This is a genomic window from Bdellovibrio sp. ArHS, assembly GCF_000786105.1.
Taxonomy (GTDB): Bacteria; Bdellovibrionota; Bdellovibrionia; order Bdellovibrionales; family Bdellovibrionaceae; genus Bdellovibrio.
The window spans coordinates 1-19,324 of sequence record NZ_JTEV01000041.1; the positions used below are offsets into that span (position 1 = coordinate 1).

Annotated in this window: 19 protein-coding genes; 5 read left to right on the forward strand and 14 right to left on the reverse strand. The window is 47.5% G+C overall.

Annotated elements, in window-relative coordinates; genetic code table 11:
* The first annotated feature begins 316 nt into the window (after positions 1 to 316).
* Entirely contained in the window at positions 317 to 868 is a 552-nt protein-coding gene (locus OM95_RS16550) for a hypothetical protein (protein WP_041876324.1), read from the forward strand.
* Between the two features lie 63 nt (positions 869 to 931).
* Here OM95_RS16550 and OM95_RS16555 read toward each other — a convergent pair whose 3' ends face one another.
* Positions 932 to 1,228: a hypothetical protein gene (locus tag OM95_RS16555; protein ID WP_041876326.1), complete on the reverse strand. Its 297-nt coding sequence runs from the start codon at positions 1,226 to 1,228 to the stop codon at positions 932 to 934.
* Positions 1,229 to 1,334: 106 nt separating this feature from the next.
* On the opposite strand from OM95_RS16555, the gene OM95_RS16560 reads away from it, so the two are divergent.
* The 4 genes from OM95_RS16560 (at position 1,335) to dtd (ending at position 5,377) form a co-directional block, all read left to right on the forward strand.
* On the forward strand, positions 1,335 to 2,102 hold the full coding sequence (locus OM95_RS16560; RefSeq protein WP_291516693.1) for a PilZ domain-containing protein: 768 nt from the start codon (positions 1,335 to 1,337) through the stop codon (positions 2,100 to 2,102).
* 103 nt (positions 2,103 to 2,205) lie between these two features.
* The gene (gene thrS, locus OM95_RS16565; RefSeq protein WP_041876328.1) at positions 2,206 to 4,182 is read left to right on the forward strand and encodes a threonine--tRNA ligase; all 1,977 of its coding nucleotides are present in this window, start codon (positions 2,206 to 2,208) and stop codon (positions 4,180 to 4,182) included.
* 98 nt (positions 4,183 to 4,280) lie between these two features.
* Positions 4,281 to 4,868 (forward strand): translation initiation factor IF-3, encoded by a 588-nt coding sequence (gene infC / locus OM95_RS16570; RefSeq protein WP_291516695.1) that lies wholly within the window; start codon positions 4,281 to 4,283, stop codon positions 4,866 to 4,868.
* A 65-nt stretch (positions 4,869 to 4,933) separates the two neighbouring features.
* Positions 4,934 to 5,377: a D-aminoacyl-tRNA deacylase gene (gene dtd, locus OM95_RS16575; RefSeq protein WP_041876355.1), complete on the forward strand. Its 444-nt coding sequence runs from the start codon at positions 4,934 to 4,936 to the stop codon at positions 5,375 to 5,377.
* Positions 5,378 to 5,460: 83 nt separating this feature from the next.
* Here the strand turns inward: dtd and OM95_RS16580 are convergent, their stop codons facing one another.
* The 13 genes from OM95_RS16580 to OM95_RS16640 form a co-directional block, all read right to left on the reverse strand.
* The gene (locus tag OM95_RS16580) at positions 5,461 to 6,708 is read right to left on the reverse strand and encodes a hypothetical protein (protein ID WP_041876330.1); all 1,248 of its coding nucleotides are present in this window, start codon (positions 6,706 to 6,708) and stop codon (positions 5,461 to 5,463) included.
* The gene (locus tag OM95_RS16585; protein ID WP_041876357.1) at positions 6,705 to 7,742 is read right to left on the reverse strand and encodes a hypothetical protein; all 1,038 of its coding nucleotides are present in this window, start codon (positions 7,740 to 7,742) and stop codon (positions 6,705 to 6,707) included. The genes OM95_RS16580 and OM95_RS16585 overlap by 4 nt, the downstream gene beginning before the upstream one ends.
* A complete protein-coding gene (locus OM95_RS16590) occupies positions 7,739 to 8,482 on the reverse strand; it encodes an outer membrane beta-barrel domain-containing protein (protein ID WP_041876333.1) in 744 nt (247 codons plus the stop codon). The genes OM95_RS16585 and OM95_RS16590 overlap by 4 nt, the downstream gene beginning before the upstream one ends.
* Entirely contained in the window at positions 8,479 to 9,846 is a 1,368-nt protein-coding gene (locus OM95_RS16595; protein ID WP_291516697.1) for a hypothetical protein, read from the reverse strand. The genes OM95_RS16590 and OM95_RS16595 overlap by 4 nt, the downstream gene beginning before the upstream one ends.
* Positions 9,847 to 9,860: 14 nt before the next feature.
* A complete protein-coding gene (locus OM95_RS16600; RefSeq protein ID WP_041876335.1) occupies positions 9,861 to 11,087 on the reverse strand; it encodes an AgmX/PglI C-terminal domain-containing protein in 1,227 nt (408 codons plus the stop codon).
* Between the two features lie 15 nt (positions 11,088 to 11,102).
* A complete protein-coding gene (locus OM95_RS16605; protein ID WP_041876337.1) occupies positions 11,103 to 11,378 on the reverse strand; it encodes a hypothetical protein in 276 nt (91 codons plus the stop codon).
* Positions 11,375 to 14,335, reverse strand: a complete 2,961-nt coding sequence (locus OM95_RS16610) for a tetratricopeptide repeat protein (RefSeq protein ID WP_041876339.1) — start codon at positions 14,333 to 14,335, stop codon at positions 11,375 to 11,377. Before OM95_RS16610 ends, OM95_RS16605 begins: the two co-directional genes overlap by 4 nt.
* Positions 14,332 to 14,826 carry a biopolymer transporter ExbD gene (locus OM95_RS16615; protein WP_041876341.1) on the reverse strand — a complete coding sequence of 165 codons (495 nt, stop codon included), beginning with the start codon at positions 14,824 to 14,826 and terminating at the stop codon, positions 14,332 to 14,334. The genes OM95_RS16610 and OM95_RS16615 overlap by 4 nt, the downstream gene beginning before the upstream one ends.
* A 5-nt stretch (positions 14,827 to 14,831) precedes the next feature.
* On the reverse strand, positions 14,832 to 15,299 hold the full coding sequence (locus OM95_RS16620; RefSeq protein ID WP_041876344.1) for a biopolymer transporter ExbD: 468 nt from the start codon (positions 15,297 to 15,299) through the stop codon (positions 14,832 to 14,834).
* A gap of 2 nt (positions 15,300 to 15,301) precedes the next feature.
* Positions 15,302 to 15,991 (reverse strand): MotA/TolQ/ExbB proton channel family protein, encoded by a 690-nt coding sequence (locus tag OM95_RS16625; protein ID WP_041876347.1) that lies wholly within the window; start codon positions 15,989 to 15,991, stop codon positions 15,302 to 15,304.
* Positions 15,992 to 16,263: 272 nt separating this feature from the next.
* Positions 16,264 to 17,079 carry a hypothetical protein gene (locus tag OM95_RS16630; protein WP_291516699.1) on the reverse strand — a complete coding sequence of 272 codons (816 nt, stop codon included), beginning with the start codon at positions 17,077 to 17,079 and terminating at the stop codon, positions 16,264 to 16,266.
* A gap of 262 nt (positions 17,080 to 17,341) precedes the next feature.
* A complete protein-coding gene (locus OM95_RS16635; RefSeq protein WP_041876350.1) occupies positions 17,342 to 18,355 on the reverse strand; it encodes a cytochrome d ubiquinol oxidase subunit II in 1,014 nt (337 codons plus the stop codon).
* Positions 18,352 to 19,324: cytochrome ubiquinol oxidase subunit I (locus tag OM95_RS16640; protein WP_041876362.1), on the reverse strand; the 973-nt coding region annotated here is incomplete at its 5' end. The genes OM95_RS16640 and OM95_RS16635, both read right to left, overlap by 4 nt.

Below are 19,324 nucleotides of genomic sequence, written 5' to 3' on the forward strand. Positions count from 1 at the left end.
TGATACAGGTTACGGAAAAACCTTCAAAGGTGAAGGACGCAGTCTGATTGAAGCGGAATTCAATGCTCGTAAAATTTGCGGTGGCACGGTGAATCCGGCTTATTGCAATTCAACAATTCGCTGTGAAACTTTCTAAATAGCAGGCCTTCATTTTTCTGCATAGCCCCCCATTTTGTGGGGGCTTTTTTTCTTGTCTGACGCCATCCCGGTGTACTTTTGGCTCTGAATCCATTGGCTTTATAATTGCTCTTAAGGATAGCACCTGACTTTTTGGTGAAGTTTGGTGACAAATAACCACTGTCCTTGGGAGATCCTGATGTTGTCTGCGTTAAGAAAATCACTTGTTTTGGTTCTGGGCTGTAGTCTTCTGATGAGCGCTTCCGCATTTGCGCAAAACAGGGGAGATCGCGAGGCAGAACGCATTCGTGTTCTTGAATCTAAAGTGAATCAGTTGGAAAGTCTCGTATATGGTCTTCATCAACGTGTTACAAGCCTTGAGTATCAGAGGCCAACACCGCCGCCTCCGCCGGTGCCTGTAGAGATGGCGTGTATGATTACCGATAGTGGTTATGGTAAAGTATTTTTAGGCAAAGGGCGTACGAAGCTTGAAGCTGAAGCCCAAGCCAAAGAACAGTGTGGCAATAGCGTCCATGCGTCTTACTGTAATACGAACCTCAAATGCAGTGACCCCAATCAAGACCGTGCTACTCAAGGGGCCATCTGTGTTGTGACTGATTCGGGCTACGGCAAGACCTTCAAAGGTGAGGCTCGTACATTGCTAGAAGCTGAATTCAATGCTCGCAAAGCTTGTAATGAGTCAGTTCATGCCTCGTACTGCAATGCCAAAGCTCGTTGTGATACTTTTTAATCCCTAACAAGCGGACTTCTCAAAGGCCTCACCTTGGTGGGCCTTTAGGATCGTCATCGCGGCTTATTCAGAAACCTTATCTTTGGTGTTCTTCATCGTGTCACTAGCGGCGTCGGCGCCCTCATTAACGCGGTTGCGGGCTTTCTTCGCAGCACACTCCATGTCGCCTTCCATGCAAGTCGCTTCCTGCATGCGATGACCGGCTTTTTTAGCGGTGGACTTCACCTTGCGGCCTGTTTTTTTGGCAGAATCCTTCGTCGACTCTGCGGCGTTATCCGTCTTCTTTCCCATGGTGTCTTCGGCGTGAGCTATGGAGGCCGTCATAAATACCGTGATCAATAAGGCAAAAATAGTTTTCATGTTTTCTCCTTGGATGGGTTGACATGACTATCGTGCGGGGCGTGTTTGTGTTGGTAAATCAGTAATTTAACAATGTTGTTTAAAGCTTTCTTTGCACCTGTCCACGATGTTGACGGTGACGGCGAATCATTTTGATCTGAGCATGGGCTTCAAGATTGCAATGTCCTCATCTATGCATAAAAAGCCCGTGAAAGACCTGATCTATCTCAGTTCGAGTCAAAGTTCTGTTCCAGGATTGGCGTCGGTTCCGGCTTATTTGCGGGGAGTGCAAGGAGTGCGTTGGCATTTGGCGCCTCCTCCTGAACTTTTAAAGGACTTCTTAAAGTCGCAGCCAGGGGAGCTATTCGTGATTGTGCATGCAAAGTCATTAACAGCAAAAGTCGCCGAAGCTTTTTTATCTTGGACCAAGACAAAAGTTAAAGTGAGCTTTATCTTTATAGCGCAAACTATTGAAAAAGCGGCATTTCAACTGTCACATTCCTTCCCTCAAACCCTTTTCCTGTACGAGTCTGAGGGCTGTCGCATTGCTGATCTTGTGACTCGTCGCCTCCAAGGCAAGCCAGTGAAAAGTCGCAAGCAAGAGCGGATGCGGGTGCAATCTGAGGTGATGCTAAAGAAGTCGGTCTTGGCCGAGGCTTCTCCCACCGGGGCCTCAGTCCAGTTTCTTCGTGAGGGTCAAATGCAGGATTTTTCGCAAGGGGGCGCCCAGATCACCGTGGAAGAGGGTGAGGTGAGCGTAAAGGACTTTATCAGCCTTATGTATAAAAACCGCCATGGGCGTTGGGTGTCAGTAGAGTCCCAAGTCCGCTGGGTTGTGTCGACGGCAACCGGGGACCAAATTATAGGTGTGCAATTTCTCGCGGTGAGTGCTTGACCCTTCGTGGCTAGAGGATTAGAAATGATGTGATGCAAATGCATATTTCTTCATCACATCTTCTAACAAATACAGGTCGTTTCACGACGGCCACCCTATCATAATGTCACAAATTAATATTATTCTGCCGGATAACTCGACGAAGGTTTTTGACCACGAGCCGACTGCGCTGGAAGTGGCTCAGTCTATTGGTCCTCGCTTGGCCAAAGAAACTCTTGGTGTACAACTCAATGGTTCTAAAGAGATCTCAGATCTGCGAACGCCTCTTAAAGATCAGACCAAAATTGCTTTGATCACCACAAAGAGCCCTGAAGCCGTCGAGGTGATTCGTCACTCTTGCGCGCACATCATGGCGCAAGCGGTGCAGGATATCTGGCCAGAGGTGAAAGTCACGATTGGTCCTGTGATCGATAATGGCTTTTATTATGACTTTGATTCGCCGTTTGCCTTCACTGAAGAGCACTTCGAAAAAATCGAAAAGAAGATGGCCGAAATCATCGCCAAGGATTTGCCGATTAAGCGCGAAAACTGGCCGATCGCTCAGGCGATTGAAACTTTCAAGAAAATGAACGAGCGCTTTAAGGTCGAGTTGATTGAAGACTTGGCGGCGAAAGGTGAAACCGTCGTCGGCATTTATCACAATGGCGATGCTTGGTTCGATCTTTGTCGTGGACCGCATATTCAAAGCACAGGGCAGATCAAAGCTTTCAAACTTCTTTCAGTGGCGGGAGCTTACTGGCGAGGTGACGAAAAAAATGCCATGCTTCAGCGTGTGTATGCGACGGCTTTTGGCGATAAGAAAGAACTTGATCAATATCTTCATAACATCGAAGAAGCGAAAAAGCGCGATCACCGTAAGCTGGGTAAAGAGCTGGGACTTTTCCATTTTCATGAATGGGCTCCGGGTTCACCATTTTTCACGGGGAAGGGTGCGGTCGTTTATACTGAATTGCAAACTTACCTGCGCGAACTTTATTTCGAAACAGGTTATCAGGAAGTCATTACGCCGCAGATTTTTGATGTGAACCTGTTCCATACTTCAGGTCACTATCAAAACTATAAAGAAAACATGTTCTTCACCAAAGTGGACGAGCGTGACTTTGCCTCCAAGCCGATGAACTGTCCTTCGCACTGTTTGCTTTTCAACTCTGAAAAGTATTCGTACCGTGATCTGCCAATCAAGATGGCGGACTTTGGACGTTTGCATCGCTTTGAAAAATCCGGCGCTATGCACGGTTTGACTCGTGTTCGCACCTTCTGTCAGGACGACGCACACATCTTCTGTCGTATGGATCAGTTGCAGGATGAGATTGCGAAGTTCATGCACCTGTTGAATCGGGTTTATGACAAGCTGGGTATGAATAATTACAAAATCTATCTTTCCACTCGTCCCGACAACCGAATGGGCAGTGAAGAGTATTGGGATATGGCGGAAGGCGCCCTGGCGGAAGCCTTGAAAACGTTGAATCTGCCTTTCACGATCAACCCAGGTGATGGCGCGTTCTACGGTCCAAAGCTGGACATTATGTTCGTGGACGCCTTGAACCGTCCTTGGCAATTGGGAACCCTTCAGGTCGATCCAAATCTTCCTGAGGCGTTTAACTTGAAATACACGGGCGAGGATAACAAGGAACACCGTCCGATCATGCTTCACCGTGCGATCTTGGGATCACTAGAGCGCTTTATCGGGGTTTATATCGAACACACGGCGGGACATTTGCCGCCGTGGTTGTGTCCAACTCAGGTTGCCATTTTGAATGTTACAGACCGTGTGAATACGTTCTGTGAGGATTTACAGAAACTTCTTAAAGAGCATAAAGTTCGTGTTGAATTTGACCGCCGTAATGAGAAGCTAAATTACAAGATCCGCGAAGCTCAGCTTCAAAAAGTGCCTTACATGATTATTGTGGGGGATAAAGAGGCCGAGACGAAGACAGTTTCTTTGCGTTTAAGAGACGGCTCTGAACACAAAGGTTTGACTGTGGATCAATTGATGAAAACGATTTTAGACGATATTAGTACAAGACAGCTGCAGTCTTCACTTGCGAAGTCCGCGGCAACTAACGAAAATCAGCTATAGGCTGGGAGGTTCCCATTAGCAAGTTTGAAGGTAATTTTAGAGGCGGTGGCGGCGGTCGTTTTGATCGCAACAAGAAAGACTCTAAAGACTCACTAAGAGTGAATCGTGAGATTCGTGCTCAACAAGTTCGTGTTATTGATGATGAAGGTAACATGTTGGGCGTGATGACAGTTCCCGAGGCGTTACGTATTGCTGAAGATAGAGGCCTCGATCTTCTCGAGATTGCGCCAACGGCATCTCCTCCCACTTGTAAAATCATGGATTACGGCAAGTGGAAGTACGAAAATAAAAAGAAAGCCACGGCGGCTCGTAAAAAACAAACTGTCGTGACGATCAAAGAAATCCAAATGCGTCCGCGTACGGATCAGCATGACTTTGAGACGAAAATGAATCACGCTCGTCGTTTCCTTTTGGAAGGCGACAAAGTGAAAGTGTCATTGCGTTTCATGGGGCGTGAAATGGCCCATCAAGAATTGGGAATGGAAGTGATGCAAAAATGTATCGCCTTCGTAAACGACCTCGCCATGGTCGAATCCCAGCCAAAGATGGAAGGTAAAAACATGTTCCTGATGTTGGGTCCAGACCCACTCAAGATCAAAGAATACCAAAAGCTTCACCCCAACAAATCCAAGCAAGACACCAAAGAACTTGCTGAACTAGAAGAAATCGAAGAAGAAGAAGAATAAAGAAGGTGCCAGGGGACTTTTTCCAACCGGCCTGCGTTGAACGCGGCCCGGTTAAAAAAAGTCCCCTGGCACCTTTCGGTGTTGTACAAAGAGTCTCCAAAGCGTCGGTCACCGTTAATGGCCAAGTCGTTTCATCCATTGATAAAGGGTTTCTGACTCTTTTGGGTGTGGCGAAAGGCGATTCAGAAGAAAAACTTCAAAAGCTTATCACCAAAGTCATCGCACTGCGGGTGTTTCCTGATGCTGAGGGAAAAATGAATCTCTCGTTAAAAGACGTGGGGGGACAGCATCTGATCGTTTCGCAATTTACCTTATTGGGTGACACCGCCAAGGGGAACCGTCCCAGCTTCATCAATGCGGAAGCGCCTGAGTTGGCGAAAGCTCTTTATGAAAAGGCGCTCGAACTGAGTCAATCGTCAGGAGTGTCGACCTGTGGGGGCGTTTTTGGTGCTGACATGAAAGTAGAGCTGACAAACGATGGCCCCGTGACGTTGCTTCTTGAAACTTAAATTAAAGCTTTGCGAAAACAGTCACGCAAAACTAAAAAAGCCGCATTGAAGCGGCTTTTTTAGTTTTAAACTTCTTAAAAGAATTAGTTTTTCAAAGTTAAAGGCACTAAGTCGACCGAGAATCTCGCGCCCTCGACATACTGGTAATCAATATCTCCGGAAAGAACGATAGAGTTGTCCTCGGGGTTGTACAGCCAGCCACCTTTTGCTTTTTGCGGAATGACTTGTTTTCCGTAACGAACGCGAACCATCAACTGACCATTTTTATCGGCGCGTGGACGTTGGCTAAGGAAAATCTCTTTCGACAAAGTCTTGAAGGTAATATCCGAGCCGATTTTTGCCAGATCGTCACCGAATTTGGGGCTGACGATGCTCATGATGTGTTTGGCGCGGATTTGCTCTGGTGTGCCTTCATTCGCATTCGCCGCGACAATCAGTTGTTCCAGGCGAGTGGGACCAAAACCGCTGCATTTGCCATTGTTTTTGGGCGTTTTCTGGCTCATATCAAAACATTCAGGATGGTACTTGGGGTGAATCCGTAAGTCCCAGTCTTTATACGAATCTGGATCTTGAGGACGGACAAGCACGCCATACACTGCGACTTTTTCCGCCCGGCCACCTTTAAAGTCGATCAGCTTTTGCGCCATCTCTTCAGGGTTGATGTTTTTTGATGAGTCATCCGCGTCCGTCAAAAGAATCACAACCAACTGAGCCTCTTTGCGGAAGAAATCTTCATTGGCGGCACCACGACCGGTTTTTTCAAGAGCCGCAGCTAAGGGCGATAACAGTTCTTCGAATTCAGGTCCACCTTCCGCATAAGGTGTCACACCAATATTCAAAGTCGGGGCGATCAATTTGCTATTGTTGTCAGATTTTGCGACGAAACGACGGCTTTGGGAAACTTGGCCCTGATGGTTCTTAATATGGCGAAGATCACCAATCTGATAAATGTCTTTTTTCGTTAGCGCATAACGCTCAGAGCTGTCCCATACCGAGATGACGCCGATATGGTAGTCGATCATTTTGTTTTTCAGTATGCCGGCAGTAAAACGGTCGATGTTACGCACCAGGTTTTCCTGCGCTGATTTCATACTGTCTGAATTGTCTGTGACAAAAAGAATGTCAACTTCAGGATTGAAGTCAAACTGACTTTGACCGCCATCTTCGGTGATCCATTCAAAAGTTTGCGCGGGAATCTGATCGTATTGCGGAATCTGAACCTGCTCTTCTAACAAAGGTTTTTCAACTTTGAGTGTCGCGGATTCAGGACTGCAAGCCGAAACCAGCATGAAGGCTGAAAAATAAATGGCGATGATAATGAGGTTTCTCACATCTTCCTCCTGATCCCTTTGGCGCAAGTTTTTGCCGCCACTTCGAACTTATCCAGCTCATCGATCCAAGGTCTGCCGTCATCCATAAAAACCAGCTTGTCGTCGCCGACTTTTTCGAATTGGCTTTTTTTGTACATACTGTCCGCCAACTCCATGTCGGTATGAACGCGTTGAATCGCTTCGACTTCAACCAGGTTGAGTTTCTGGATCACGTTGAAATTTTCGTTGGTCTCTTCTTGCGCCAGTTCCTGAACACGTTTTTTTAAAGCTAAAAAGCTTTGCGTGTTGGCTTTTTCAAGTTGGTCCTTTACGCGGCTGGAATCGACCATCGCCAAAGCCCGTTCAGAAGCTTTAAAGCGCAAAGCCTGCTTTTGGAACTCGACATCCTTATAGATCAAAAGGGGAAGACGTTGAACCGCGCCGCCCATATCGTCCAAAGTTAATGGAAACTTATCCGCCTTTTTAAGGACCTGTGTCAGTGCTTCATTCCATCCAGACTGAGCCAACTGCTGAACTTCCAGGATGCGTTTTTTCTGTTTTTCTTTAAAGATTTGATGGGTCTCAAAGACACCCTTGTAATCGCAGATTTTAAGCTGGGTTAAAGACTGCAAAAGGAAAGCTTCAGAATTGGAAATTTCCGCAAACTGAGGAGCCAACAGTGTTTTAGTCTGGGCTAAAGCTTTCTCATAATTTTCCTGACGGAAGTAAGCCCAGCCTTTTTCTTCGACGGAAGACAGCCAATAGGTGTTTCCGCGCGGAATCTGATTGTAAGTGCGGATTGCTTCGTCAAACTGACCTTTCGCAAAAAGTTTGCGGCCGTTTGTTAAAGCATCTTTGTTGTCGCAGTCACTGCAAGAACCCAAAGCTTTTTTCTCAAGATCTGCCGTGCTAAAAGGAATATTTTTTTTAGAGGCCTTGTCAGACCAGGATTGAGCCCAGTCCTTCACGGAAAGGCGTTCCTGAGCCGAAGCTTGCGTCGACAAGCCCAGGCAAAGAACCGCCATTGTGCTAAGAGCGACGAAAGACTTCATCATAAGATCCATCCAAGTCCTAAAGAACCCGTCACCACATCCAGCTTACGTGCGCCTGTTGCGATCTGGTCTTCATAAGTTTGATAGCGAACTTCTGCGCGGGCAGAAATGTGCTTCGTAATCCATGCGCCCAGACCCAAGCCGCCTGTCAGCACAGAGGTCGAGCCGCTGGAAAGAGTGATGTTTCCGCCGCCGGCAAGAAGATAGATATCAAATTGAGTGACACCCATATCCAAGAAACTTGTTTTTCCATAGATGGGGTACCAATTCAAAACCGCGATTGTCGAATTCAATGGATAATCGATATCGACGGGAAGAGCCCGGCCGCCGGCTTGTTCCGCAGCTTTGGCATCGTCATAAATACGTTGGCCTTCTGAAGTCAGGCTGTTTCCGAAATCATAGTAACGAACACCCAAGGACCAACGGGGAGTGATATGATAATCCACTTGCGCCCCTAGGGCCTGAGTTTTTACATAAGCGTCGCCGCCAAAAACAGTTCCATAAGAAAGACCGAACTCTACCGTGTTACGGCGATCGACAATTCGTTCTTGGACGATACGGGAGCGGCTGGTGGATTTCACCTTTTCAGCCATTTCCATCAGGTCTTTGTTACCACCCAAAGAATCGATATCTTCGGCCGCATTGATTTGTTTGGCATTTGACTTCGCCGAGGCTGCCAAAGCGGAGGTCGCCGTTAAAGTCAGAGAGAGAAACGCCATCGTAAGCAAGTTCATCGTTTTCATTGAGCAGCCTCCGTAGCGCAAAGTTTTTTGTCTTCTGTGGAAGCCACAACTTTAAGCTTATAAGCAGTGATATCTGAATTTCTGCCGTTGATTACGGCTTGAGCATTCATGAGGATTTCGCCGTTGAGCTGTTCTGCCTTCGCATCGCAGGGCACAGTCCAAGTCAAAGCACATTCCTGTTTTGCCGCAGAGGTTTCCGAATTCTTACATTCGACAGCAGGAGAGCCTGGCAAAGTCGAAGAAGCAGTTTCAACTTTCACCAGTGCCTGGTTGTCAGCCGAAGTGACCGCGAATTTTAGATTCACGGACTGACCTGGGCTGACGACCAACCCCTGTTGGCCTAAACCTGAAAGGTCAAAGCGAGGTGCTTGAAGCGCTTTCGTGTAACGAACCTTCACTTGTGTCAAAGATTCAGGTGTCGAAAGACCGTAGGGACTGTAGACCTTAAAGCTCAAGCGAACTCGAGTGCCGTCGGCGGAAGCCATGATGGAACCATCTTTAGCAAGCTGAGGTTGAACCGAGATATTTTTTGTATCAAAGATCAACGTGAATTTCCAAGTCGAGTCACCAAGGTATTCGGCCTCTTTTTTGTTCAGATCGGCGACCACATAACGAGCACCATCCAACTCAAGGAAGCTGTTGCCTGCGGTGTAGCTAACACCATCATAGCTGACCACCAAACGCGGTTTTTGCGGGGCTTTGTTGTCAATGCCCGGGATTTTAACAGTCACAGAGAATGGCACCAAGGCACCTTCATTGACTTCGGACGCCAATCCCGTGACGGTCAGTCCGGAAGGGGCTTCCTGATTGCGGAATAAGAAAATATTAAATTCTTTTTCGCGGACCAAACCTTTCAGCTTGTCAGCTTCGGCCTGCCTATTTGCTTTGGAAACCTCGGCCACGACTTTTGCCGTATAACTTTTCATAGCGGCGTTGGCCGGAACTGTATAAAGCGCCGGAGTCCAAGTCAGGAGATAAAGGTCTTTTTCTTGAGATGATTTTTCAAGACGGGCGCCTTCGGGAAGTCCCTGGGCTGATAGCTTAATTTCGATACCGGGCACCAGAACGCGGGCGCGGATTTTAAACTGCGCTGGCTGACCTTCATTGAAAGTCATTTGTGCGTCAGGCGTGATCACGATGAATTTTTCATCGATCGTGGATTCTTCTTTAACAACAAGGACGGGCTTTTCAACCACGACGGTTTTGGTGATTTCGCGTGGTTTATCCGGACCCTGTTGAGTTTGAACTTTCGCATTCTCGCGCATTGTTGCAAGACCCGGCGCCGGATCTTTTTGATATTCGCCACAAGCGGCCGTGAAGAGGCTAAGGGCAATTACTGGGATGAGGTTAGGCATGTGTTTCATTGTTTCGTCTCCTCTTATCGAGCGCTCACGCGAGTCAGTTCAAATGGATAAAGCACATCGACGTTAACTTGTCCTACCGGACGAGGGAATTGCCATGTTTTCATTCTTTGTAGCATGCAGTTTTCAACCATGCGCGAGCCCAAGGAAGACTCGGCAACTTTGGCTGTTGTGATGCGACCGGAAGCGCCGATCACGAAGCTGACTGCGACACGACCTCCGATAGAAGGTTGTGCCTGCAAACCTTTTTCATAACAGTAAGTGATTTGGCCTTTGTTGCGGTTGATGACAGCGATGATTTGATCCTGATCCAGACCACCTTCAACCGAGACTTCTTCGTCCAAAGGAAGACTGACTGCAGAGGTACCGCCAACTAAAGAGATCTTGCCGTAACCAGCACGACCACCACCGGAACCGCGAGTTCCGTAGCCACCAGCGCCTTGGGCACGGGCGCCTTCACCCGCAGAACCTGCGATCAAAGCATTGCCGGTCATATAGCCACGAGCACCACCGCGGCCTGCATTGCCAATACCGCCACCACCTGCGCCAGTTCCTGCGGCGCGGATGTTTTTCAAGGACTGCATATCTAAACCTTCTGCGCCTTTATGGCCGTTTTTCAATCCGCCCAATGCCGCAAGGGCACCGACACGGCGAACGTCACGGGCTTGAGCCGTGTTGACTTTGTAAGGTTTGGTTTTCAGTTTCTGCGCAACGGGGCGATAGACCTTGTTGCTTTTTTGGATTTTCGTTTTAGAAACTTTCACTGTGGGACGAGCTTTGGGCTCGGGTTTTACGATGGGCTCTTGAGGCAGCATGATCGTCACCAAAGGTGGCTCTTGCTTTTTCATGAAATAGTTTGTGTAGACCCAAGATCCCAGTAGAAGGAAAAAGATCACAGCCAAGTGGCTGGCCGTGGTTTTTTGTAAGATGGTTTTAAGTTTTTCTTCGTCGTTTTCTTCAGGCAGGGTGTGAGTGGGACTGTTTTTTACCGCCGCATTGGGGAAGGCTCTTAAACGCCCCAAACCTTGCAACTCAAAGCCTTCTTCAGAAAGTTCTGAGATATCGATTTGTTTTAAAAGGGTGTAGGCGACTTTGTTTTCGTCAAGGGCTTGAAGATCAGCGAACGCTTCGATACGACGATTTTCTTTCAGGTATATAAGGTTCAATGTTTGCGCCTGTACCGCGAAAGTGCGAACCTTTTGCCCCAGTGTGTTTTCAAGAATCAGAAGTTTCGCTGCGTTCATATGTCTTTCTGCCTTCTAGTTACGTTCGGCTTCTTTTGCCTGACGATCGCTAAAGTGCGTTCGTCCTTTCAAAAGATCATCCAACAGTTTATCGTTCTCGACCGTTGCGGCAGTACCCATGGAACTTTGGTACTTACCTCTCAGCGTGGACCCGTTGAATTTGAACGAGGTTCCTAGCTGAGATTTTTTGGTAGGGGATTTCACAGTTCTTACATCTTTTCCCGCTGCCGCCGACACTTCGGTCGTTAACAGAGATAGCAAAACCAGGGCCAAAGAAATTACTGATTTCATAAGCTTTTTCCCTTCTGAAGATGGCTTATACGCGCTTCCAAGTAAGAAGGCATAAGGGGATGGCCAATTTTTGTCTCGATCAGTTTCAAATTTTCAATTTCACGGATATTGGCAGGGTCTTCTGCAACAGATTTGCGGGCAGAGGCCAAGTCACGTGACGAAAAGGGCCTTTCATCCAAGGCGTCTTCCAGGGCGGATTTCATGGCTCCTTTCCCTGGGATTTGATTGAGCAAGGTCAACTCGCGAGCCAAAAGGGGGCGAAGTTCTGCGCGCGCGATTTTGTAGTCTCGGATGATTTGCGCCAGGGCTGGGGACTTATTCCAAATTTCCTGTTGTTTCTGTTGCGCCACACGCGCTTTGAATAAGAAGGGTTTCGACTGAGCCTTCAACAACGAGACGTATTGATTTTGTTCTTGGGGTGTCAAATGAGCTGGCAAGGGAAGTCCCGCTAAATCGCGAACCATGCGTTCGTTTTCTGACGAGACGAGATTCAAGGACATCATTTGTGCCGTCACATCTTTCAACGTCAAACTTTCAGCCAGGATTTTGTCAGCCTTTTTGAGAAGGGCAACACGCTCGGCGATGGTTTTTTGCAGCAAACGGTCTTTGCTGGCGTTAAGCTGATGGCCGGAGATAGAGGCCTTGGTCTGCAGCACTTTCTCATAAAAATCCTGCTTTTTAATGAAAAGAGGTGCGGACTGTTTACGCAGTTCTTTCATTTCCAAAACTGATTTTAGCGCCGTCGCATTTTCATTTTTTGCATATACCAGAAGGACTGTTTCATTTAAAAGGGCCGGACGTTGTTTAAGCTCTGCCGCCTGCGCTTTTAGTTCCTTCACGGGATTTTCGGAAGTTAAGACCAAGCGAGAACGGACAACCAAAGCTCGTTCGCCGCGAAGGCCTGCTGCCAGAGATTTGTGATAGTGTTTAGAGGCATTAAGACCCGCAAGATCCGCTAAAGTGCCCAGACGGAATTCTTTTTCTTTCTCTGAAATCTTCGCAAGATCCATGCGTAAGGCCGTCGCATAGGCGTTTCTGAAATCCAATTTTTTCTCGTAGAATCCTGTCAGTTGTTCCAGGGCATTTTCGCGTTGAACAGCCGTCAAACCGGGAACAGCCATCAGGGACGAAAGGGCATTCACGTAGATTTTTTCTTCATCCAACTTCTTGGCTAGGACCGCTTGATTGTTAAAGAAAAGAATCTTTTCCTGATTATTTGCGTTTTTCACTTTGTCTGCGTCCAGGCTGTTTAAAGCCTTTTGCAAATCCGACTTCGTCGATTTGGAATCGTTTGCGGTGCGAGCCACACGGTTCATTAAAGATTTAAGTGCGATACTTTCAAATTCAGGACGAGCGGAAGGGAAGATTTCAGAATAGTCCCAAGCAAGCTCTTCCAGGACCTTTTCATTCTTCATTTGAGCCAAAGCATCCAAGGAAAGGTCGGCGGATTTTTTACGCAGATCTGCGGTGCCGGATTTGTCTTTGGCTAATTCTTCGAATGATTCAGCGGCATCCGCAAATTTCTTTTGCGTGTAGCTTAAGTAAGCTAATTGATATTTCACCTCGAACGATTTCGCGTCACGTGGAGCATATTTCAAGTAGTGCAGATAAGCTTCACGTTGTAACTGCGGATTCTTGGATTTTTCCGCGGCGGAAACCTCATGCAAAAGAGCTTCATTGCGCTCTTTTTGCGAAAATTGTCGGCTTTCACTGACCGTGCGATAAAGTGCCACAGCGATCGGGAAGTTATTCATTTCCATCGCCACCGAGGCCCCTCGTTGAGTCATCTCCATGTCGGCCGGGAAGGTTTTGTTATAAGTGATGTAAGCACTCATCAAATCCTGGTCGGGCTTAAGCTTTTTTGAACGATGAAGTTCCGTTACATAACGTTTCATCGATTTTTGGAGCTCAGCACACTTGTCGCCAGAGCAACCGGCTTTCTGCAAAGCCGCTGCGGCCTTTGAGAATTCTGAAACGGATTCCGAGGTCTGCCCGCGGTCATAGTTGATTTGCGCTAGTTGAATAGAGGCTTCGATACGCTCTTCTTTGGAAAGAGCACTGTGCGCCATGTAGCGGCTCATGATTTCCTGAGCGGCTTTCTTCTGACCGATGCGGTCAGTCTCTTTGGCAAAATAAAGAAGTAGATCTTTGCGTTTGTCTTCGGGAGTCAGATTTTCAAATTTAGAAATTTCCCGGGTCGTGACATCTTGTTTTGTATAGAACATGGCAAGGTCACGCAAAATATCTGTGTGAAAAGGCGCATCGTATTTAGAGCCCTCTTCCGTTTCACGAGTGATCGCGGCAGGGTCCTTAAGCAGATCCTCTAGCGTCGCAATCGCAGACTTAAGATTGTCGGTATTGAAGTCACACCAGGCGACATTATAAATCGTCAAATAACGATTTTCCAAAGTCTTGTCTTTTAAAGCGATTTGATAGTTTTCTTTAGCGTTAACAAAGCGCCCTTTTTGAAAAAGAAGATCCCCCAGTCCTACGTGAGAACGAATCACGATGTCCCGGTTGATGTTTTTCTTTTTGGCATCTTTAATGATGTTTTCATAAAGAGCGATGGCTTTGTCGGCCTGACCCGCCATCTCGTAAAGATGGGCTAATTGGAAAAGAATAGGGCCGTGCTCGTTTAATTTCACTTCGGACAAAAGCATTTCGTAAATTTTGATGGCTTTTTGGCGATCCTCTTTAGAGCCTTTGCAGCCCTCGCAATTGGCTTCCACTTCGAGCATGAAACGGGTCCGAGCACGCTCGGAAAGAAGGTCGGCAAGGCGTTGTTGGCTGGCAAGCCAGGCGGGATCGGATTTATCCAATGCGGATAAAACACGTTCCATTTTTTTGATAACGAGATCCTGAGTGCCTGCCGCCATTTTTTCGGCAAACGCCGGAGGAGTACTCAAAATACCGCCCAAAAATGCTCCAAGAACTAGGATGTCGTTAAGTGTTTTCATCTTGCTGGTACCACCGCGAATTTCATTTTTTCAAAACCTGATTCGGAACTCGCTCGTAAAAGAGGATCCAAATCTTCGTATTTCATTTCCTGATCAGCTTGAACTAGAAGCTCCACCAGTTTCTCTTGAGATTTTGCCTTCAGCTCGGTCAGTTTTTGTCCCAAAGCGCGCACGGGAACAACTTCGTCATTCAGACGATAGACCCCTTTTTCGATCGTCAAGATCGGCGTCTCTTTTTCAATACCGACACTGTGCTCGGCCATCGGTAAGGACATCTTCGCGGGAACTGTGGATTCAATACCGCTGTTCTGGGTTCCGATCAGAAGATAGATGACGATGATTGAAAAAGCGTCAATCAATGAAGTAAGTGGCAGAGCTAAGGCGAGGCTGCCTGCGGCACTCTTCTTTTTCTTCATTCCGGGCTTTAGGTTTTGTAAATCGCCTAAAGGGGATCTTTTTTTACCAACATTCGCAAAGGACGATGTTTTCATAAGTCCTACCCAAGTGGGGATAAACCCACTCCTTCAAATTGGTTTTGTTTTAGTTTGTCCATTATGCGAATCACATCGCCATAAGACGCTTGTGCTTCAGGACGAACCACGCCTGTTTTAAGGTCAGGCCATTTAGCGCGAAGAGCTTGAAGTTTCTGTTCAAGCACCGCCCAGTTCACACTGCGGCCGGAAGCCTGAATCTGCTCTTCGTGAGTTTTAGCATTGGGCAAATCGCGCAAAGAGAGCTGAACCGCACCCTGTGTGTTTACCGTGATCCAAAGTGATGGAGGATTCTTTGCTCCAGCCACAGAGTTATCACCGATCGCCTGGCGCGTATCGATAGTTCCGATCTGAATCCATACTGCCGTAAGAAGAAGGAAGCAGATAAGAACCGATAGAATGTCCAAGATCGGTAATATATTAAGTTCAAAGTTCAAGTCTTTGTCGTCGCCCGATCCGCCCGTCATGCTCATAACTATCTCCCAGAGTTCGCTGGAACTTCTTTAGATGTAGAAACCGGTTCGTAGTGGAAGCCCAGTTGAATGAAAAGGTTTAAAGCTCCCTTATTAAGGTCATCCGTCAAACGCGAAGCACGGTTTTGCAAAACCGCATACATGATCAAAGCAGGAACTGCGACGATCAAACCATAAGCTGTCGTGTTCATTGCCAAAGAAATACCTTGAGAAAGGATGGTCGCTTTTTCCGCAGGGTTGGCGTTCGAAATACCCGCGAAAGAGTGGATCAAACCCGTGATAGTTCCCAAAAGACCTAAAAGAGTCGCGACGTTGGCAAACATTGCCAAAAAGCCAATACGTTTTTCCACGCGCGAGTTTTCCTCAAGAAGAACCTCATCCATTTTAAGCTGGATTTCCTCTTTACCGCCCATATCCATCGCCGCTTGAATGCCCGCCGCAGCGACTACACCCAAAGGCTCTTTTGTGCCCATTTGCAACGAACGGCGAAGTGCTTTTTCCAAGTTTCCAGAACGAATATCTTCTGCCAATACCTTGGAAAGTTCTTTCTGGTTGGTTTTGCGAGCACCAAAAAGGGCAAAAGCTCTTTCGGCAATGATCGCGATAGAAACGATTTGTGCCGCCAAAATAGTCCACATCCAGATAGCGTCTGACGATGTGAAACCACGACCTAGTGATAATAAGAATTCCATAATAATTTATCCTCCACGGTAAATTCTGAAGCCTTAAGAGCAACTAAGGTGCCAGAAGTCCTGTCGAAGTTTTTGACGAATTTAGAAAGTGACAAAATCAGGCAAAGGAGTCAGCGGAAGGCTCCAGTTTCGAGTTCGCAGCGAAAACCATTTCCCGGGTTCGTCCTTAGGATCACGCTTGGAAATAAATCAGATTTTGCAAAGGAAACGTTTTTTATACTAAGTTCACGGCAGAGCCGCAATTTGGCGCTGCGAGAAGAGACGAGCGACTTTTAAGGTTTCTTAAACCAGCAGGGCGGGCGAGCCGAAATCCCCTCAGAGCAAGAGCTGAAGGGCAGATCCTTCCTATTAAGATTCAGAGGCAAGGAGGCCTGGCAAAGAGCACCAGCGAGAATTGTATCCAGACGGCACTGCCGAGCAGGATAAGTTTCATTATTAGTTTTATCCGCGACAGTTGTATCGCTGGTATTAAAAGAGATGGGAAAATCCGTCACCATTGTCAAAAACTGCAGACCGGCTAACGCCGCTCTTTGACAAAGATAAGAGTCAGAAGTTCGCAAGCCCCAAGTTGAATCACAAAGCTGGACCACGCGGTAAGGAATTTCTTTTCCTCTGAGAATTTCCCGATGGTCTTCACCGGCGACGACCTTTCGAAAGCACACGGCGGTGGAATAGTAATCAGCTTGTCCTTCGGCAGAATGCAGGCTTAAGCCACTTTCATCAGTCGGGCCGTACCATTCGGGAGGCGTCGGGCGCAGAGGTGTTCCGCCGAAAAGATGGCCCGCTTCATGGCACAAAGTCAAAGCCAACGCGTCTTCGTTCACGCGCGGGGAAGTGAGCATGCCGGCATCCACGCCAATGCCGTATTTATCCATGACATCGCGAATGGCCTGGGCCGCGACAGTCTGGCGATCCCAATGGATGGTCAGAAAGAATTCGCCTTGGTCAGCCTTGGCCACGGGTTCATACAGACGCTGTATTTTGTTAAACAGAATCTGTGCCTTGTCGGGGTCGACAGGATTTTGTGCGAAACTTGGCGAGTGCGACATAATTAGAACGGCGATGAAGAACGGGCCCAAAAATCTCAAAAGCATACTTTCTTATCGGAGGATCTTCGCGAAAGATCACTAGACCTAGTGCTGTAAAGCAGGGTGTGCAGCAACTTCATGTTCTTTATCTTGAACCCGGAAAAATTGATTGAGGCTTTTTTCTATTTTTTCCATCCTATTCAAGGGCTGCGGAAGGGTTCGCCCCATTTCATCTCAGAGGGGATTGTTGGAAACGCAATCCATTCACTTAGTGTGAGCCTTTGGGGGAGGCAAATTGACCATGGACGGTCAATCCTTGCCGTTACATCTCGTCCGTCGTCCCGGTCTTAAAAACTTTCATCAGATAAAACAGACTTGGAAAAATAAAAAGACTGCCAATCAAGAGCGCTAAAACCAGTTGCCACTGGGTCGCAAGGGGTGCTGCGGCCTCATAAAAGCTGATGGGGCCTTGCACGGTTAAAAGAGCCTCTGGAGCGTTGAGCACGTACCATCCCAGTAAAATCAAAGTGATCTGCCCCGCCGCCACGAAGCGGGCCCAATGGGTTTTTCTTTTGCGAATGAAAAACCAGAGCACGGCAAAAAGGACCGTGGCTGCCAACATGATGGCCAGCGTGATTTTATTCTTAAAAAATTCAGCAAATAGAGGTGTGCGTTCGTCGGCGGAAGCCGCAAAGACAAAGGCGCCTGATAAGATCACCAGATAGTTCAGGACGAAGGCGCGTTTGATGAACAGTTTTTTGAGATCTAAATTCTCTGTTTCGCCGATCAGATAGATACTTGCCAAAAAAGAGAAGATACAGACTACAAAAATTCCCATGCAGAGCGGATAGAGTCCCCACCATGGGGCTATATAGGCTTCGTGAAAGTCCGTAGCTAAGGGATCAATCAGGCCTCGATTCAAACTGCCGGCGATGATTCCCAGCCACAGCGAAGTCCATAGGCTGGAGGCTCCGAAAAGAAGTGTGTAGGCTTTTTGTGATGAGGGTTCTTGAATGGCATCGTAGTGGCGAAACGTGAAGGCACAGCCGCGAATAACAATGCCGAAGAGCAAGGCGACCATCGGAATGTGTAAAGACGTCATTAAGAGCGTGAACACGGAAGGAAACCCCATAAAAAGAATAACGACGACCAGGATAAGCCACATGTGGTTTGCTTCCCATACGGGGCCCATGGCCTTGTTAATCACTTTTTTCTGGGGTTCTCTTAAGTTTCCGGCGGGAAGCAGTTCCAGAATACCGGCTCCGTAGTCGGCGCCTCCGAAAAGCACATAAAGCAAAAGTGAAGCTCCGATAAAGAAAAGAAGAATTTCAATCATGAAACCTCAAACTTTCTTTGTGTGGAAACAATCTGTCGTTTCAGAAGCCAAACCGTTATGAAACCGAGGAATAGATATAAAGCCAAAAATAAATAGAAGTGATATTTCATTCCCGGTACGGGCGTGACAGCGTCGCTGGTTTTCAGAATACCATAGATGATCCAGGGCTGACGACCCACCTCGGTGACGATCCATCCGGCTTCCATCGCAACGAACCCCAGGGGCGCAAATAAGATCACGGCTTTTAATAACCACGGCGGAAAAGTTTCTCTTCTAAAATATACAAAAAACAGAATTGCCAGCAAGGCCATGGCGGTGCCAATCGCTACCATGATTTGAAAACTGATGTGGGTGATCACAAGCGGAGGCCAAAGCTCTTGAGCAACCTGATCCAAACCTTGAACTTCGGCATTGAAGTCATTGAAGGCCAAAAAACTCAGAAGACCGGGAAGTGGAATGCTGTAGTCCATGGTTTGAGTTTCCGCATTGGGCAGCCCCCCAATATGCAAGGGGGCGCGGCGTTCGGTTTTAAAATGTCCCTCCATCGCCGCCAGTTTAACGGGTTGAAGAACGGCGACCCTTTGAGCTGCGAAATGCCCGATCAAGGGCTGCGCAAGGGAAGCAACCGCACCAAAACACATGGCAATCTTAAAAGCTTTCAGGTGAAGATTTTGCGCCTGTCCGCGCAAATATAAAAATGCATGAATGCCAGCGACAGCAAAACCCACGGCTTGCAAAGCTGCAAACTGCATATGAAGAGTTTGATGAAGCCACGCTTCGTTAAACATCGCCGCCACAGGATCGATGTTGATGGCTTCGCCATTCACCCAATCAAATCCCGCCGGAGAATTCATCCAGCCATTCGCCGCGACAACGAAAATGCCAGAAGTAAACCCACTGACGCCGACGACCAAGCCCGTGGCCCAATGAACCCAGGGGCGCATTTTCTTCCAGCCATAAAGAAAAAGT

Bases quoted from the DNA above. Each gene is read 5' to 3' on its own strand.
- OM95_RS16550 (WP_041876324.1), top strand. From the start codon at position 317: ATGTTGTCTGCGTTAAGAAAATCACTTGTTTTGGTTCTGGGCTGTAGT.
- OM95_RS16555 (WP_041876326.1), bottom strand. From the start codon at position 1,228: ATGAAAACTATTTTTGCCTTATTGATCACGGTATTTATGACGGCCTCC.
- OM95_RS16560 (WP_291516693.1), top strand. From the start codon at position 1,335: ATGTTGACGGTGACGGCGAATCATTTTGATCTGAGCATGGGCTTCAAG.
- thrS (WP_041876328.1), top strand. From the start codon at position 2,206: ATGTCACAAATTAATATTATTCTGCCGGATAACTCGACGAAGGTTTTT.
- OM95_RS16585 (WP_041876357.1), bottom strand. From the start codon at position 7,742: ATGATGAAGTCTTTCGTCGCTCTTAGCACAATGGCGGTTCTTTGCCTG.
- OM95_RS16590 (WP_041876333.1), bottom strand. From the start codon at position 8,482: ATGAAAACGATGAACTTGCTTACGATGGCGTTTCTCTCTCTGACTTTA.
- OM95_RS16595 (WP_291516697.1), bottom strand. From the start codon at position 9,846: ATGAAACACATGCCTAACCTCATCCCAGTAATTGCCCTTAGCCTCTTC.
- OM95_RS16600 (WP_041876335.1), bottom strand. From the start codon at position 11,087: ATGAACGCAGCGAAACTTCTGATTCTTGAAAACACACTGGGGCAAAAG.
- OM95_RS16605 (WP_041876337.1), bottom strand. From the start codon at position 11,378: ATGAAATCAGTAATTTCTTTGGCCCTGGTTTTGCTATCTCTGTTAACG.
- OM95_RS16610 (WP_041876339.1), bottom strand. From the start codon at position 14,335: ATGAAAACACTTAACGACATCCTAGTTCTTGGAGCATTTTTGGGCGGT.
- OM95_RS16615 (WP_041876341.1), bottom strand. From the start codon at position 14,826: ATGAAAACATCGTCCTTTGCGAATGTTGGTAAAAAAAGATCCCCTTTA.
- OM95_RS16620 (WP_041876344.1), bottom strand. From the start codon at position 15,299: ATGAGCATGACGGGCGGATCGGGCGACGACAAAGACTTGAACTTTGAA.
- OM95_RS16625 (WP_041876347.1), bottom strand. From the start codon at position 15,991: ATGGAATTCTTATTATCACTAGGTCGTGGTTTCACATCGTCAGACGCT.
- OM95_RS16635 (WP_041876350.1), bottom strand. From the start codon at position 18,355: ATGATTGAAATTCTTCTTTTCTTTATCGGAGCTTCACTTTTGCTTTAT.